Origin of the sequence: Pectobacterium sp. IFB5596 (assembly GCF_021432585.1) — a bacterium.
GTDB lineage: Bacteria > Pseudomonadota > Gammaproteobacteria > Enterobacterales > Enterobacteriaceae > Pectobacterium > Pectobacterium punjabense.
In genome coordinates this window covers 475213-490037 of the sequence record NZ_LXFY01000001.1, presented here as the reverse complement: position 1 = coordinate 490037, position 14825 = coordinate 475213, and the positions used below count along the sequence as shown (strand labels likewise).

The following is a 14825-nucleotide window of genomic DNA, read 5'->3' as shown; positions in this document are numbered from 1 at the left end:
GCATAACCTTGTTGTTTCTCAGCCCCATTCCCGCCGTCGTTTTAGTAAAACATCAATAAAATTTCTGCATTGGCACAGTTTATGCTCATCTCTTTTTGCATAATTATGCTGATGCATCATGCATCAAAAGTACAGTGCACGAAAATAGAGTACGCAAAATAGTGATACGCATTTGACCGTTACGTTGACTACCACTCCAGGAGCGAAACTATGTCTATATTCAAGCCCATGTCTATATTCAAGCCCATGTCCAAACTTAGCAGCAACGCCAAAGCGAAAGGCCGCTTCAACCGTCCGGTACTGAAGAAAATAGCGGCCACGGCTTTTCTGGTGACGATGGCCTGTCAGGCGCAGGCGGAGTCCGTCACGGTGATCTCATTCGGCGGATTAAACAAGGATGCGCAGGATAAGGCGTTTTACAAACCGTTCGCCGCTGCGGGTAAAGGCACGGTGGAAGCCGGTGAGTATAACGGTGAAATGGCACGTATCCGGGCAATGGTAGAAACCGGGCAGGTGGGATGGGACGTCGTGGAAGTCGAAGGCCCTGAGCTGATGCGCGGTTGTAGCGAAGGCCTGTTTGAACCGCTTGACTGGTCAAAGCTTGGCGACCCATCCCAGTTTGTCAAAGGTGCTGTCACTGAATGCGGCGCGGGGATCTTCCTGTGGTCAACCGTCTTGACCTACAACGCAGCGAAACTGAAACAGGCGCCGAAAAGCTGGGCCGACTTCTGGAATGTGAAAGATTACCCCGGTAAGCGTGCGTTGCGTAAAAGCGCCAAATTTACGCTGGAAATCGCGCTGTTGGCCGATGGCGTGAAGCGTGAAGATCTCTACACCGTGCTGGCGACGCCAGAGGGCGTCGATCGTGCCTTTAAGAAACTGGATCAGATCAAATCCAATATTCAGTGGTGGGAATCCGGCGCTCAGCCGCTGCAATGGTTGGTGTCCGGCGATGTGGTAATGACCTCTGCCTATAACGGCCGCGTCGCAGCGGCGCAGAAAGAAGGGCATGACTTCAAGATTGTCTGGGCCGACAGTATTTACGATCTGGATAGCTGGGCGATCGTCAAAGGCTCCAAACACAAGGCGCTGGCGGAGCAGTTTATTGCGTTTGCCAACCAGCCGGAAAACCAGAAAATGTTCGCTGAGAACATTCCATATGGCCCGACGCACGTCAAAACCACCAGCCTGCTGGTTCCTGCTGTTGCCGCCAATTTACCGACCGCACCGGATAATCTGGCACAGGCCTTGCAGGTCGACACTGAGTTTTGGATCGATCACGGTGAAGAGCTGGAGCAACGCTTTAACGCCTGGGCCGCCCAATAAGATCGCAGTGATTTACCGTACGTGATGATGGAGAAAGTGCCTATGTCCCAGAGCGAAATCGTCGCCTCTGCACCGCCTGGCGGGAGCGAGGAAAATGCGACACTGAAACAGCAACTGTGGATCGCGCAGAAAGCCTATAAGAAACGCTCTTTGCTGCTAATTGCACCGCTGTTTCTGTTTATCGTGGTGAGCTTTTTGTTCCCAATCACCTCGATTTTGGGGAAAAGCGTCTCCAACCCGGAATTGCGCGACAACATGCCGCAGACCATTGCCGCGATGCGGCTTTGGTCGGGCAACAATGCGCCGGATGAGGCGGTCTTTCGGGCGCTGGTCAGCGATCTGCGCGATGCTCGCAGCAGTGGCAAGCTAAGTACGATAACTAAACGATTGGGGTATGAAGGAGCGGAATATCGCACGCTGATTACCCGTACATTGCGCAAGCTGCCCGCTGAGGGCAGCAGTGATGTACGTGACCAACTGATACGTGAGCAGCCGATGTGGGGGGAATTGGCGACCTGGCAAACGTTCGATCGCGCCGCGCGGCCTTTTACCAGCTATTACCTGCTGGCGGTGTTTGACCATAAAGTCGATGCCACGACCCAGCAAATCGTCCCGCAGCCTGCCGATCAGTCACTGTATGTCGATGTGCTGCTGCGTACGTTGCTGATGGCGGGCGTGGTGACGCTGCTGTGCGTGGGGCTAGGGTATCCGCTAGCGTACTGGCTGGCAAAACAGCCGTCTAACCGTGCCAACCTGTTACTGATTTTGGTCTTGCTGCCGTTCTGGACATCGCTGATTGTACGAACGGCAAGCTGGATTGTGCTATTGCAGTCTGGCGGGCTGATCAACCGCTCGCTGATTAACATTGGCATTATTGACGAACCGCTGGTGCTGGTATTCAACCGCATCGGTGTCTATATCTCGATGACTCACATTCTGCTGCCGTTCTTCATTCTGCCGTTATACGCGGTGATGAAAGGCATTTCCCCGAATTATGTACGTGCGGCGATCTCGCTGGGTGCGCATCCCTTTATTGCGTTCTGGCGGGTTTACGTGCCGCAAACGTATGCGGGTGTGACGGCGGGGGCGCTGCTGGTCTTCATGATGGCGATTGGTTACTACATTACGCCCGCATTGCTGGGGGGGCCAAGTGACCAGATGCTGAGCTACTTTGTTGCGTTCTTCACCAATACCACCATGAACTGGGGAATGGCAGCGGCATTGGGTACGCAACTGCTGATCATCGTGACGCTACTGTATGTGGTGTATATCCGCGTCACGCGCACCAATGCGGAAGCGGCGGCACATTAAGCTCGATATCCATAACCTTATACTGGGGAGATAACCAATGAGACAGCAGGGTGAAGTGGGTATCCGTCTGTGGAACACGTTCTTTAATTTCTACGGGGCGGCGATGCTGTTGTTTTTAATCGTCCCCGTGCTGGTGATTGTTCCGCTCTCGTTTAATGCGGGGTCGTTTTTGAGCTATCCGCTGACGGGATTTTCTCTGCGTTGGTATCGCGAGTTTTTTAGCTCTAGCGAGTGGCTGGGGGCGCTGGGCAACAGCCTGCTGATTGCGCCGCTGGCAACGTTACTGGCAACGGTGCTCGGCGTACTGGCCTCGGTCGGGCTGGTGCGCGGTGAATTTCGCGGTAAATCGCTGGTGATGGCGGTACTGATTTCGCCGATGATTGCGCCGGTGGTGATTGTTGCGGTCGGGATGTTTTTCTTCTTTGCCAAGCTGTCGCTGCTAAATAGCTATTTAGGACTGGTCTTGGCGCATGCGATGTTGGGCGTGCCGTTCGTAGTGATTACGGTCACGGCGGTGTTGAAGAACTACGATCACAATCTGACGCGGGCGGCTGCCAGTCTGGGGGCATCACCGCTGCTGGCTTTCCGCAAGGTAACGTTTCCGCTGATTGCGCCGGGGGTATTTTCCGGGGCGCTTTTTGCCTTCGCGACGTCGTTTGACGAGGTGATCGTCACGCTGTTTCTCGCCAGCCCACGCCAGCGCACGCTGCCGCTACAGATGTTTGCGGGCATTCGCGAGAACCTCGACCCAACGATAGCCGCCGCTGCCACCATGATGGTTGGTGCCGCGCTTGTACTACTGATCGTAATGGAGATCCTGCGCCGCCGTTCGGAGCGATTAAGAAGTGGGGGTTAATCTGGCGCACGTAGGGTATGCGTTATGTTTCGTGCGGGTTGATATTTGCATGCCGTTTCTTATCGCTATTAATGTAATGCGCAAGTGAGGGCAGTTGCTATCCGGCGTAAGAAATTATGCTGAGGAGATATCAGGTTTAGGATGAGCCGCATGGACGCGGCTCAAGCTTGCGCCACGTCGGGAGCGTGTCGCAAGCGGTCCTCTAAGCCTGATACCGACGAAGGCACCGCGTCAGCGGCATAATTAGCGCCGAAAAGCCAGTGGTCAAGGCGCTGCGGCGATTGAGCGCGCCTTGTCGGGCGTGTGATGAAGTCACAGAGAAATAACACTACTCATACGCACGAAACTTTCACATTAGGATGTATGTAGTCGTGAAAAGACTAGATTTCGCTGAAATTTTCTTCAGCTTTTTTTAAAACCCAATTTATGATGCATCAAACATCGTTTTGATGCATGTGTACAAAGGCTCAGGAGGTACGGTATGACTGCGCAAAAAACGTTACTGCTGACCGGTGCCAGCCGGGGGATTGGACATGCTACCGTTAAGCATTTCCACGCGGCAGGGTGGCGGATCTTTACCGCTTCACGTCAGAATTGGGCAGAAGAGTGCCCGTGGGCGGAAAAGTTACTCAATCATATTCATCTCGATTTGGAAGACATCGATAGCCTGCAACAGACGCTGCCGCTGATTAAGGAAAAGCTAGGCGGTCGCCTGGATGCGCTGGTTGATAACGCAGGGATTTCGCCAAAGGGTGAAGGAGGGCAACGTCTGGGCATACGTGATACGGATTATGCTACCTGGCTGCGCGTTTTCAACGTCAACCTCTTCTCCAGTGCGCTGCTGGCAAACGGTTTGTTCGATGAACTCAAAGCATCACAGGGGTGCATCATCAATGTGACCTCGATTGCGGGGTCGCGTGTGCATCCCTTTGCCGGCGTTGCCTACGCTACCTCAAAAGCGGCGCTATCTGCGTTGACGCGAGAAATGGCGTTTGATTTTGGTCCACACGGCGTTCGCGTCAACGCGATTGCGCCAGGGGAAATTGAAACCTCGATACTGTCACCGGGTACGGATGACATTATTGCGCGGCAGGTGCCGATGCAGCGTTTAGGTAAACCCGAAGAAGTGGCAAGTTTGATCTATTTTCTTTGTACCTCCGGTGCTTCTTACGTCAATGGTGCAGAAATCCATATTAATGGAGGACAGCATGTCTGATGTTTCCTCCATGTTGCAATGTCCAGCCTCCAACCAGCCGGTATTTGCCGAGGCTTTACCACACGATGACGAGTTAATGACGCAGCCTGTACCGCAGGTTTCCTGCCAGCAGGCGTTGGCGATTGCACAGCAAGAATATGACCTGTTCGGGCAGATGACCCTGCTTCAGGGCGAACGTGATATGAATTTCTGCCTGACGGTCACGCCAGACGAACGCTATATGCTGAAAGTGATCAACGCGGCGGAACCCGCCGACGTCAGCGATTTTCAAACGTCATTATTGTTGCATCTGGCTAGTCATGCGCCTGAACTGCCAGTGCCGCGTATCAGGTTGACAAAAAATGGTCGGGCAGAAACAGGCGTTGAGATTGGTGGCGAACTGCTGCGTGTGCGGCTGGTGAGCTATCTGGCAGGCGTGCCGCAGCATCTGCTCTCATCTTCAACGGCGCTGATGCCGCAGTTGGGGAGTACGTTGGCGCAGTTGGATAATGCACTTCACCGCTTTACACATCTGGCGGCAAACCGTTCGCTGCTGTGGGATATCAGCCGGGCGGATCAGGTGCGTCCTTACCTCGATTTCGTGTCTGAACCCCAGCAGTATCAGCATCTTCAGCGTATTTTTGACCGCTATGACAGCCACGTAGCCCCTGAGTTGGCGACGCTGCGCCGTCAGGTCATTCATAACGATCTTAATCCGCATAATGTGCTGGTGAGCCGTTCGTCGCCGACGCGGGTGACCGGCATTATCGATTTTGGCGATGCCGTGTTCGCCCCGTTAATCTGCGAAGTGGCGACCGCACTGGCGTATCAGGTTGGTGAGGGGCAGGATCTGTTGGAGCATGTTCTGCCGTTTGTTGCGGCGTATCACCAACATATGCCATTAACGCCGGGGGAGATCGCGCTGCTGCCGGATCTGATCGCGACCCGCATGGCGCTGACGCTAACTATTGCGCAGTGGCGCGCATCACGCTACCCCGACAATCGAGAGTATCTGTTACGTAATGTGCCGCGCAGTTGGCACAGCTTACAGCGCATGATGACCTATTCCCATGCGCAGTTTGCGACTCGTCTACAGCAGGCTTGCCAGGAGAACGTACGATGAATCAGAGTGGAATGATGTCTGAAATGACTGCGACAGATGCGTTATTGGCACGCCGCCAGCGGGTGCTGGGTAGTGGTTACCGCCTGTTTTATGAAGAGCCGTTGCACGTTGTGCGCGGCGAGGGCGTATGGCTGTTCGATCATCAGGGAAAACGTTATCTGGATGTTTATAACAATGTAGCCTCAGTCGGGCATTGCCATCCGGCGGTGGTTGAGGCGATGGCGTTGCAGAGCGCACAGCTCAATACTCACACACGTTATTTGCACCCTGCGATTGTCGATTTTGCGGAAGATTTGCTGAGCGAATTTCCCGCCGAGCTGAACAATGTGATGCTGACCTGCACCGGCAGTGAAGCTAACGATCTGGCGCTGCGCATCGCTCGACATGTTACGGGGGGAACGGGTGTCCTGGTGACGCGTTGGGCGTATCACGGCGTGACCAGTGCGCTAGCGGAACTGTCACCGTCGCTGGGGGAGGGTGTGGTGCGGGGGGATCATGTGAAGTTGATCGATGCGCCGGATACCTATCGTCAGCCCGGTGCATTTCTTACCAGTATTCGTGATGCGCTGGCACAGATGCAACAAGAAGGTATTCGTCCTGCTGCACTGTTGGTGGACACCATTTTTTCCAGCGACGGGGTGTTCTGTGCGCCGAAAGGCGAAATGGCGCAGGCGGCGGCGCTGATTCGTCAGGCGGGTGGGCTGTTTATTGCGGATGAGGTGCAGCCGGGCTTTGGACGCACTGGAGAATCGCTGTGGGGCTTTGCGCGTCATGGCGTCGTCCCAGATTTAGTGAGTTTAGGGAAGCCGATGGGCAACGGACACCCGATCGCCGGATTGGTGGGGCGTTCCGCGCTGTTCGATGCTTTCGGACGCGATGTGCGCTATTTCAACACCTTCGGCGGTAATCCGGTGTCCTGTCAGGCGGCACACGCGGTGCTGCGGGTGATTCGGGAAGAGCAGTTACAGCAGAATGCCCAGCGGGTTGGCGATTATTTACGCCAGGGGTTGCAGCAGTTGGCGCGGGATTTCCCACTGATTGGCGATATTCGGGCTTACGGTCTGTTCATCGGGGTGGAACTGGTCAGCGATCGCGAAAGTAGATCTCCGGCGCGTGAATCTGCGTTGCAGGTGGTGAACGCGATGCGTCAGCGTGGTGTACTGATCAGTGCGACAGGGCCTGCGGCGAACGTGCTGAAAATTCGTCCACCGCTGGTGTTTCAGGAAGAACATGCCGATGTGTTTTTAACCACGCTGAGCGACGTATTAGCGATAATCAGCGCCCGCGCGCGCGGGTAAGCGATTGCGCGGGGCGGTGAAAAAAAGAGGGGTGTTAGATACGGAACGCGGCAACGGCATGGCTGAGTTCACCCGCCCGCTCGGACAGTGAACCCGCGGCAGCGGCGGCTTCGTTAACCAGCGCGGCGTTTTGCTGCGTGACGGTTTCCATCTGTGAAATGGCGGTATTAATCTGCCCAATCCCCAGACTTTGCTCATTACTGGCAGTGGAAATTTCGGTCACGAGCGATGCCACGCGTTTTATGTCTTCCACCACGCTCTGAATCGTACTGCCCGCATCGATGACGACAGCATGGCCGAGCGTTGCCTGTTCGACGGACGTCCCGATCAGGCTTTTAATCTCTTTGGCCGCATTTGCACTGCGTTGTGCCAAAGTGCGGACTTCACCGGCAACGACCGCAAAGCCTCGTCCCTGTTCTCCCGCGCGAGCGGCTTCCACGGCGGCGTTCAACGCGAGGATGTTGGTTTGAAACGCGATACCGTCGATTACGCTGATAATATTGGTGATTTTTTCTGCGGATGACACCATGGTTTGCATCGCTGATGTGACATCACCCATCATCTTGCCTCCATCAACAGCACGTTGCGAAGCGGTTGTCGCCAACTGGCTGGCATGGGCGGCGTGGGTCGCATTCTGCTTGACGGAGGAGGTCATCTGTTCCATTGATGCTGCGGTTTCTTCCAGTGAACTGGCCTGCTGCTCAGTTCGGGAGGAGAGATCGATATTGCCGCTGCTAATCTGGCTGGATGCGGTTGCGATAATATCGGCGTTGCTGTGTACGCGCTCTACGATATCCGTCAGATTCAGCACCATTTCTCGTAGTGCGGTTTGCAACTGTCCCATTTCATCGCGCGAGGTAATGGCGATACGATGCGTCAGATCGCCACTCGCCACTTTTCTTGCCAAATCTACGGCATGCTTTATCGGCACGGCAATTGACATAATCAACCGCCAGCCTGATAACGCAACGATGATTATTCCCGCCAAAAGGATAATCACCACGGAGAATAATATTTTATTGAAACTACTTTGTGATTCGGAATAGAGTTCCTGGCCAACATCAGATTGTAATTTAATCAACTGGTCGGCAATTTTTTGCAGGGGTTCATATTCGCTTTTTAGTGTGTGATTGATAATATACTCTAATGCGTTCGTGTCATTTTTTTGTATTGCATTAATGGCGGGAATAACCGCTTTTTCATTGTACTGTTTGTATAAAACGGCAAATTGTTCTTCTAAGGTTTTTTCTTCGCCTGTTAAATAAGTCTTACTGTATAAGTCCCATTGCGCGTCATAAATTTTTTGTGCTTCTGCGATGTGCGCCAGTCCAGCTCTGACATTGTTTGGCTGCGAGAGATCAACGCTGGCAATTTCAAACATCACGTTGTTCACCTGTCTGGTGATATTATCCAGATAACCCAGTGCGATCAGCCGATCCTGATACAGCGTTTTTATCGATTGATTGGTATTATTTATGCCAAACAAACCGGTAACAGAGACAACCAAAAGCAATAATGCCATTAACAACATAACCGAAATTAATTTAAGTTTAATGCTCATAAGTACCTCTAAATGACTCCCGAATAAGGAGCGGTATTTCTATATCGACGGGAGAAAGAGAAGGTTTATGTTGAGATTAACTAAAATTTAAAAGTGGCATGAGGGGGCTTGCGATAGCAGTTGTTTACATTGATTTACAAACTGTTCAATATTCTATGCTGACTGGTTGGTAATAATTAAAATATTATCCTAGCCGGAAAGTTACCGTTACAGCTAAGTGAATAAAATAATCGTTAAGGTAATGCCATGAAGTCCGTTTTTTTTACGCCATGGTATCGCCATTGTGATTATTTTAAAAAAACAACATGGTTGTTTTTTAATAAAAATGAAACAGTACGAAGGATGACGATAATAGTAAGAATGATAAATTTCCGTTATTAATTTTTATTTTTAATGATAACCCTCTTCCCCGTGCACGAAAATGTGGAGGAAGAGGGTTACCGCTAACGGTGTTGAGCTAACTTCACAGCATCATGAAGATTAAGGCGCTGCCAGAAATTCTGTGCTCCTTTATCACCCGGCTCGCCGGAAAGCGGGTAGCCATCGGCCAGCGCGGTTTTCACCATCAGGTTTCTGCGTTGGGCGGCGGAGAGTGTTGGCAGTACAGCGTCGAGCAAGACTTCGGCACCTTCGGGAACGCTAACCGGAGACGCCGCACCAGGCTGAGCGGGTAGGCCGTACGTCATGGTGTAGTGATAAAACGTTTTCATTTCCGGTGCAGCGTAAGGGTCGTCCTGTGGTGAGTTTTTAGCGCAGTCGCTCAACGTGGTGCCACAAGCTTTCTCTAACGCGCTGCGTAACTCGGCTTTGGCCTGTTCAAACAGCCGGCGATACTGCGGATCGTTGAGATAATGTGCCACGTTACGTTCGGCAATCATGCGTGAACCGATCACGTCCAACGGATAATGCACACCCAGTACGACGCGTGAATAGCCATAGCGTGCACCGCGATCGATCAGCGGAACGAAACGCTCGGGGATCATTTCCGCTAGTAGTAGAGCGTCGGTGTAACCTGTATTGGTATGTCCGCTCGGAAATGCGCCGCCGGTAGCGGTATACGGTTTGTTATCGCCAATTACAGCGGTGTCTGGCACCAAATGAATCGTATTGTTCGGCTGTAGGAAAGGACGAGGATAGTTAAAATGTTGCTTGGCAGCGGACGTGCTGACGGCAGATAGCTTGAGCAACACGGCGGCCTTACGGATTTCACCGCGGTCATAGGCGGTGATAAATATCTTACCCAGCCGTGGGCCCAATGCATCAGCCAGATAGTAGAGATACCCCTGGCCTTCAGCATCCACTAGCGCCTGTTCGCGTTGACCCGTTGTGGCTTCACGATTAATGCGCGTCACGATAGCCGTATTTTGCTGTAACACATCGGTAGAAAGGTGTGAAAAGGATTCCAGTAGCGCAATGCCTGCTTGCTGGTTGGTTTTTACCGCGAAATCATAGCCGCTGTTGTTGAGCCAGTTGATATCCGCCTGCTGCGGTGTTTCTTGTGCCTTTTCCAATTGCGCGCGGGTGAGCTGTGGGGCATCGCCCTGTATCGCCTTGCGTAGTGCGGCCTGAATAGATTGTTCCAGTTCTATGACGCGGGGGCGGCTACTGGCCTGTGTGGTGGTATCGACAAGGGTGCTAATAGTCGCACTCTCCGGCTGAGGTGGGGCAGCAAACCCGGAAAGCGGTAGTAGAAAGAGACTGGCAATCGGTAATGTTCCGATCGTCGCAAACAGAGTCGTGCGATGACGCATGATGGCATCCTTAATGGAGAGGATAAACGTTTGTTGGTGCAGGATCAGGCTAGATGCAGATTGTGATAGTAATGTTTCAGGATATATTTTGAGATACTTATCAACGAATTATTATGCTTTGTTATGTTTTAGAACCCATCATGACTTATTCTTGGATAAGCCTAAAAGGAAATGTGAAGCCAGAAAATCAGACAACGGGGAAATGTCGGTATGAATATCATTTTTGATTTAGATGGAACCATCATTGATTCTGTTCCGGGAATTAAAGAGAGCCTTATTTATGCCATTCGAAAACAAGGGCATATGATTGATGACGACATTGACATTTCATCGCTCATTGGGCCACCCATGCACAATATTGTCAGAACACTGTTGGAGCCTTATGGTGACAACAGAGTAGAAGAAACAATAAATCTGTATCGTGCGCATTATGGTCAATTCGGACTTTACAATAGTGTTATCTATGAAGGGGTGCTGCCAGTGCTGAAAACCTTAAAACAGCGTGGCGATAAACTGTTTATTGCGACATCTAAAAGACAACTATTCGCTGGGAAAATACTCGATGATATGAAGATAAGCCCTTTCTTCTCAGACATCATTGGGACGTCGTCGGATGGAAAAATGGATGATAAGACAAAACTATTAGCTCATTTACTGACTAAAAATGGGTTGAAACCACGTTGTTCAATCATGGTGGGAGATAGAGAGGACGACATTATTGCAGCACAAAACAACCAGTTATTATCCGTCGGTGTACTGTGGGGATACGGAACGGCCAATGAGCTAACAACCCATCAGGCTGACGCCCTGTGTGCTCAGCCAACTGAGTTATGCCATGCGATCGACAAGATAATGTCATCACATCCTGCATAAAACTGCGCGTGACTATATAGAAGTAAAAAGCATAAAAAAGCTTCTAAAAAACAGAAAGGTGATTTGCTTTTTTTATCATTGACGCAAAGCTCATTTCTCTCTAACTTAAATAGACGATAATTTTTAAGTATTTTATTGATTTATAAGAAATTAATCGAATTATAACAAAAATGGCAGCCAAAAATAGCCCGGTTATTCCTCAATCTAAAAAGGCGATGAAGAGCCTATCTCTGTTCAAAATAACAAGTGAAATGGTTCCGTGGCACAGGCTTAACGCAGACTAGTGCGAAATGGTTTTACCCACGGACAAAGGCTTCCCTACATCAAACAGGCACACGGTTGCGTATGCCGACGTTACATCTCTTAAAATAGTCAGCAATAGCAGGAGTGAGTCAGGTAATGATTCGGTTAGAAAACGTGAGCGTTGATTTCCCCGCCGGGAAAACTGCACAGTCCAGGGCGGTAAACAACGTCAACCTGACCATTCAACAGGGTGAAGTTTTTGGGATTGTCGGCACCAGCGGCGCAGGGAAAAGTACGCTGCTGCGGACGATCAATTTATTACAGCGTCCCACCGAAGGGCGGGTTTTCCTGGGCGATACGCTGATCAGTGATGCGTCTGGCCGCGAGTTGCGCCAGCATCGGCAACGTATTGGCATGATCTTCCAGCATTTTAATCTGATGCACACCCGTAATGTCTATGACAATGTGGCGTTCAGCCTGCGTGCTGCGGGTAAAAGCAAAGCGGAGATTGCTGAGCGCGTGCCGGAAATTCTGGCGCTGGTTGGATTGCAGGATAAAGGAACCGCTTATCCGGCGCAGCTGAGTGGCGGACAAAAGCAGCGTGTTGGCATTGCTCGTGCCATTGCCAACCATCCCGAAGTGCTGCTGTGTGATGAACCCACCTCGGCGTTGGATCTGGAAACGTCGGCATCTATTCTGGCGTTATTGAAGAGTATTAATGTCCGGTTAGGTATCACGATCGTGCTGATTTCCCACGAAATGAGTGTGATTAAAAGTATTTGTCAGCGTATGGCGGTAATGACGGGCGGGAATATTGTAGAAGAGGGAGACGTTTTTACGATCTTCTCTGCGCCTCAACACGCTTATACCAAACAACTGGTTAGCCATACCAGTCCGGTCGAATTACCTGAGCGCTTTAAGCAAAATAATAAAGGCGTCTTGTTAAAAATACTTTTCGCCGATGATTCGGTAGAACAACCGATATTATCCGACGTGGCACAGCAGTTTCAGGTTTCGGTAAATATTCTGCACGGCAATATTGAATATATTAACGATCGCGCGTTGGGGCATATTATTGCCCAGATTTCATACCGTGACGATCCGGCAGCGGAAAATCTCGCTGCGGCTATTGCTTATATTCGACAGAATACCTTTGGGGTGGAGGTCATCAATGACTGAGTTAATCGGTGAATTAATCTTCGCCTTTGGTGAAACCTTCACCATGGTGTGCATTTCAACGCTGTGTGCGGTGGTATTCGGCCTGCCATTAGGCATCGCGATTTATGTGACCGATCGTCATTTATTCTGGCAGAACCGTTTTATCTATCTGGTCTCGACCATTCTGGTGAATATTATCCGCTCGATCCCCTTTGTGATCCTGCTGGTGCTGTTGTTGCCACTAACACAGTTGCTGCTGGGGAACACTATAGGGCCCGTGGCGGCGTCGGTGCCGATGTCGGTGGCGGCGATTGCGTTCTATGCCCGTCTGGTAGATTCCGCGCTGCGTGAAGTCGATCCAGGCATTGTGGAAGCGGCAGAGGCCTTTGGAGCCAGCCCGACGCGCATTATCGCTACCGTGCTGTTGCCGGAAGCCTTGGCTGGCTTATTACGTGGCCTGACGATCACGCTGGTCAGCCTGATTGGCTACTCGGCGATGGCCGGGATTGTTGGCGGCGGCGGTGTCGGCGATCTGGCGATCCGCTTCGGCTATTACCGTTATGAAACTGAAGTCATGGTTGTGACGGTGATTGCATTGGTCGTGTTGGTGCAGGTCGTGCAAACGCTGGGCGATATGCTGTCACGGCGGGCGAATAAGCGCGAGCGCCGCTAAACCGCGACAGAATACGTTATTCAGGACAGCAGAGAGATGTCATGAAAATAGACAAAATTGTATTACGAAAAATGAAAATGGCGTTGAAAACGCCATTTACTACCAGCTTTGCGACGCAGACGGAAAAACACTTTTCTATCGCGGAAGTTCATGCCGATGGGCAGATTGGCTACGGTGATTGCTCGGCTATTTCTTTGCCGTTTTATAACGAAGAAACCAACGTCACTGCCTGGCATATTATGCGTGACTTCCTGATCCCGATGGTTAAACAGGCGGGGGATATTGAACATCCTTCTCAGGTTCGCGATATTTTCGCGCCGGTAAAGCGTAATAACTGTGCCAAAGCGGCAATCGAAGGCGGTATCTGGGATGCGTACGCGAAGATAAAAGGTGTACCGCTGCATCAATTACTGGGCGGCGTACGGGATAAAGTCGAAGCCGGTGTCAGTATTGGTATTCAGGAAACGCCGGATAAATTAGTCAGCGTGGTTGATAATTTCCTGAAGGAAGGCTACAAGCGCATCAAAATAAAAATCAAGCCGGGAAAAGACTACGACTATATTGCGGCGCTGCGTCAGACGTTTGGTGATATTACGCTAATGGTGGATGCCAATTCTGCCTACACGCTGGATGATATTGATTTCTTTAAGCGCATCGATAAATTTAACCTGTTGATGATTGAACAGCCGCTGGCGCACGACGATATTATTGACCATCGCAAACTTCAGGCCGCGGTAAATACGCCGATCTGTCTGGATGAAAGTATTGCCTCGGTAGAAGACGCGCGTAAAGCAATAGAGCTGGGCAGTGCCAAAATCATCAATATTAAAGTGGCGCGCGTGGGCGGTATTACTGAAACCAAGCTGATTCATGACTACTGTCAGGCGCACAACATTCCGGTGTGGTGCGGTGGCATGCTGGATACGGCGGTCGGTAAGGCGCACAATATTGCGGTATCTACGCTGCCGAACTTTATCTACGCGCACGATATTCCACCGTCTTCCCGCTACTGGCATGAAGACTTCATGCTGCCGTTTGTCGAATTAGGCAAAGACAGCTGCGTCGCGGTGCCAAATAAACCGGGAATTGGCTTCGATATTAACCCTGCTCTGTACGATAAATATTGCTATGGACAGGAAACCTTTTTGTTTTAACTGATTATTGAATAAGTATTTTTTAGTAAGACGTGTGAGCAGTAAAGCGTTATCCAACACCAGGGAATAACGTTATAAAAATAGAATAGGGCGCTACGACGCCCATAACCGTTATACGACATGGCAGCAGAGAGCGTGGGATAGAAGAGTAAAGCGTCCGCGCCAGGGATGGCGCGGCTCGAGCGTACAGGGATGTATTTACAGCGTCTTTACGATCTACCCACGCTCTCTGCCCGCCTTACTTCGTCATCAATATCATGGCACCTATTACGCCCCAAATAATGGTAAAGACTGACTAAATCG

General features: G+C 51.1%; 12 protein-coding genes. 10 read left to right on the top strand and 2 right to left on the bottom strand.

The window, feature by feature from the left end; all coding sequences use genetic code 11:
* Positions 1-246 precede the first annotated feature (246 nt).
* The 6 genes from A6301_RS02365 (at position 247) to A6301_RS02340 (ending at position 7109) form a co-directional block, all read left to right on the top strand.
* The gene (locus A6301_RS02365) at positions 247-1326 is read left to right on the top strand and encodes an ABC transporter substrate-binding protein (RefSeq protein WP_234257178.1); all 1080 of its coding nucleotides are present in this window, start codon (positions 247-249) and stop codon (positions 1324-1326) included.
* Between the two features lie 42 nt (positions 1327-1368).
* Positions 1369-2637 carry an ABC transporter permease gene (locus tag A6301_RS02360; RefSeq protein ID WP_215482956.1) on the top strand — a complete coding sequence of 423 codons (1269 nt, stop codon included), beginning with the start codon at positions 1369-1371 and terminating at the stop codon, positions 2635-2637.
* Between the two features lie 37 nt (positions 2638-2674).
* A complete protein-coding gene (locus A6301_RS02355; protein ID WP_137739791.1) occupies positions 2675-3493 on the top strand; it encodes an ABC transporter permease in 819 nt (272 codons plus the stop codon).
* Between the two features lie 481 nt (positions 3494-3974).
* A complete protein-coding gene (locus A6301_RS02350; RefSeq protein ID WP_205542596.1) occupies positions 3975-4709 on the top strand; it encodes an SDR family NAD(P)-dependent oxidoreductase in 735 nt (244 codons plus the stop codon).
* Complete coding sequence (locus A6301_RS02345; RefSeq protein ID WP_234257018.1) at positions 4702-5811, top strand: phosphotransferase; 1110 nt, start codon at positions 4702-4704, stop codon at positions 5809-5811. The genes A6301_RS02350 and A6301_RS02345 overlap by 8 nt, the downstream gene beginning before the upstream one ends.
* Positions 5808-7109, top strand: coding sequence for an aspartate aminotransferase family protein (locus A6301_RS02340; protein WP_234257017.1), 1302 nt, complete (start codon positions 5808-5810; stop codon positions 7107-7109). The genes A6301_RS02345 and A6301_RS02340 overlap by 4 nt, the downstream gene beginning before the upstream one ends.
* A 34-nt stretch (positions 7110-7143) precedes the next feature.
* On the opposite strand, the gene A6301_RS02335 is transcribed toward A6301_RS02340, so the two are convergent.
* A complete protein-coding gene (locus A6301_RS02335; RefSeq protein WP_234257016.1) occupies positions 7144-8631 on the bottom strand; it encodes a methyl-accepting chemotaxis protein in 1488 nt (495 codons plus the stop codon).
* A gap of 482 nt (positions 8632-9113) precedes the next feature.
* The gene (locus A6301_RS02330; protein WP_234257015.1) at positions 9114-10421 is read right to left on the bottom strand and encodes a phosphatase PAP2 family protein; all 1308 of its coding nucleotides are present in this window, start codon (positions 10419-10421) and stop codon (positions 9114-9116) included.
* Positions 10422-10631: 210 nt separating this feature from the next.
* Between A6301_RS02330 and A6301_RS02325 the strand changes: the two genes are divergently transcribed.
* The 4 genes from A6301_RS02325 to menC all read left to right on the top strand — a co-directional run bounded on the left by A6301_RS02325 (position 10632) and on the right by menC (position 14522).
* On the top strand, positions 10632-11294 hold the full coding sequence (locus A6301_RS02325) for an HAD hydrolase-like protein (protein ID WP_234257014.1): 663 nt from the start codon (positions 10632-10634) through the stop codon (positions 11292-11294).
* 399 nt (positions 11295-11693) lie between these two features.
* Positions 11694-12716 carry a methionine ABC transporter ATP-binding protein gene (locus A6301_RS02320; protein ID WP_234257013.1) on the top strand — a complete coding sequence of 341 codons (1023 nt, stop codon included), beginning with the start codon at positions 11694-11696 and terminating at the stop codon, positions 12714-12716.
* On the top strand, positions 12709-13368 hold the full coding sequence (locus tag A6301_RS02315) for a methionine ABC transporter permease (RefSeq protein ID WP_107169635.1): 660 nt from the start codon (positions 12709-12711) through the stop codon (positions 13366-13368). Before A6301_RS02320 ends, A6301_RS02315 begins: the two co-directional genes overlap by 8 nt.
* Before the next feature lie 41 nt (positions 13369-13409).
* Entirely contained in the window at positions 13410-14522 is a 1113-nt protein-coding gene (menC, locus tag A6301_RS02310; RefSeq protein ID WP_234257012.1) for an o-succinylbenzoate synthase, read from the top strand.
* Positions 14523-14825: the final 303 nt, after the last annotated feature.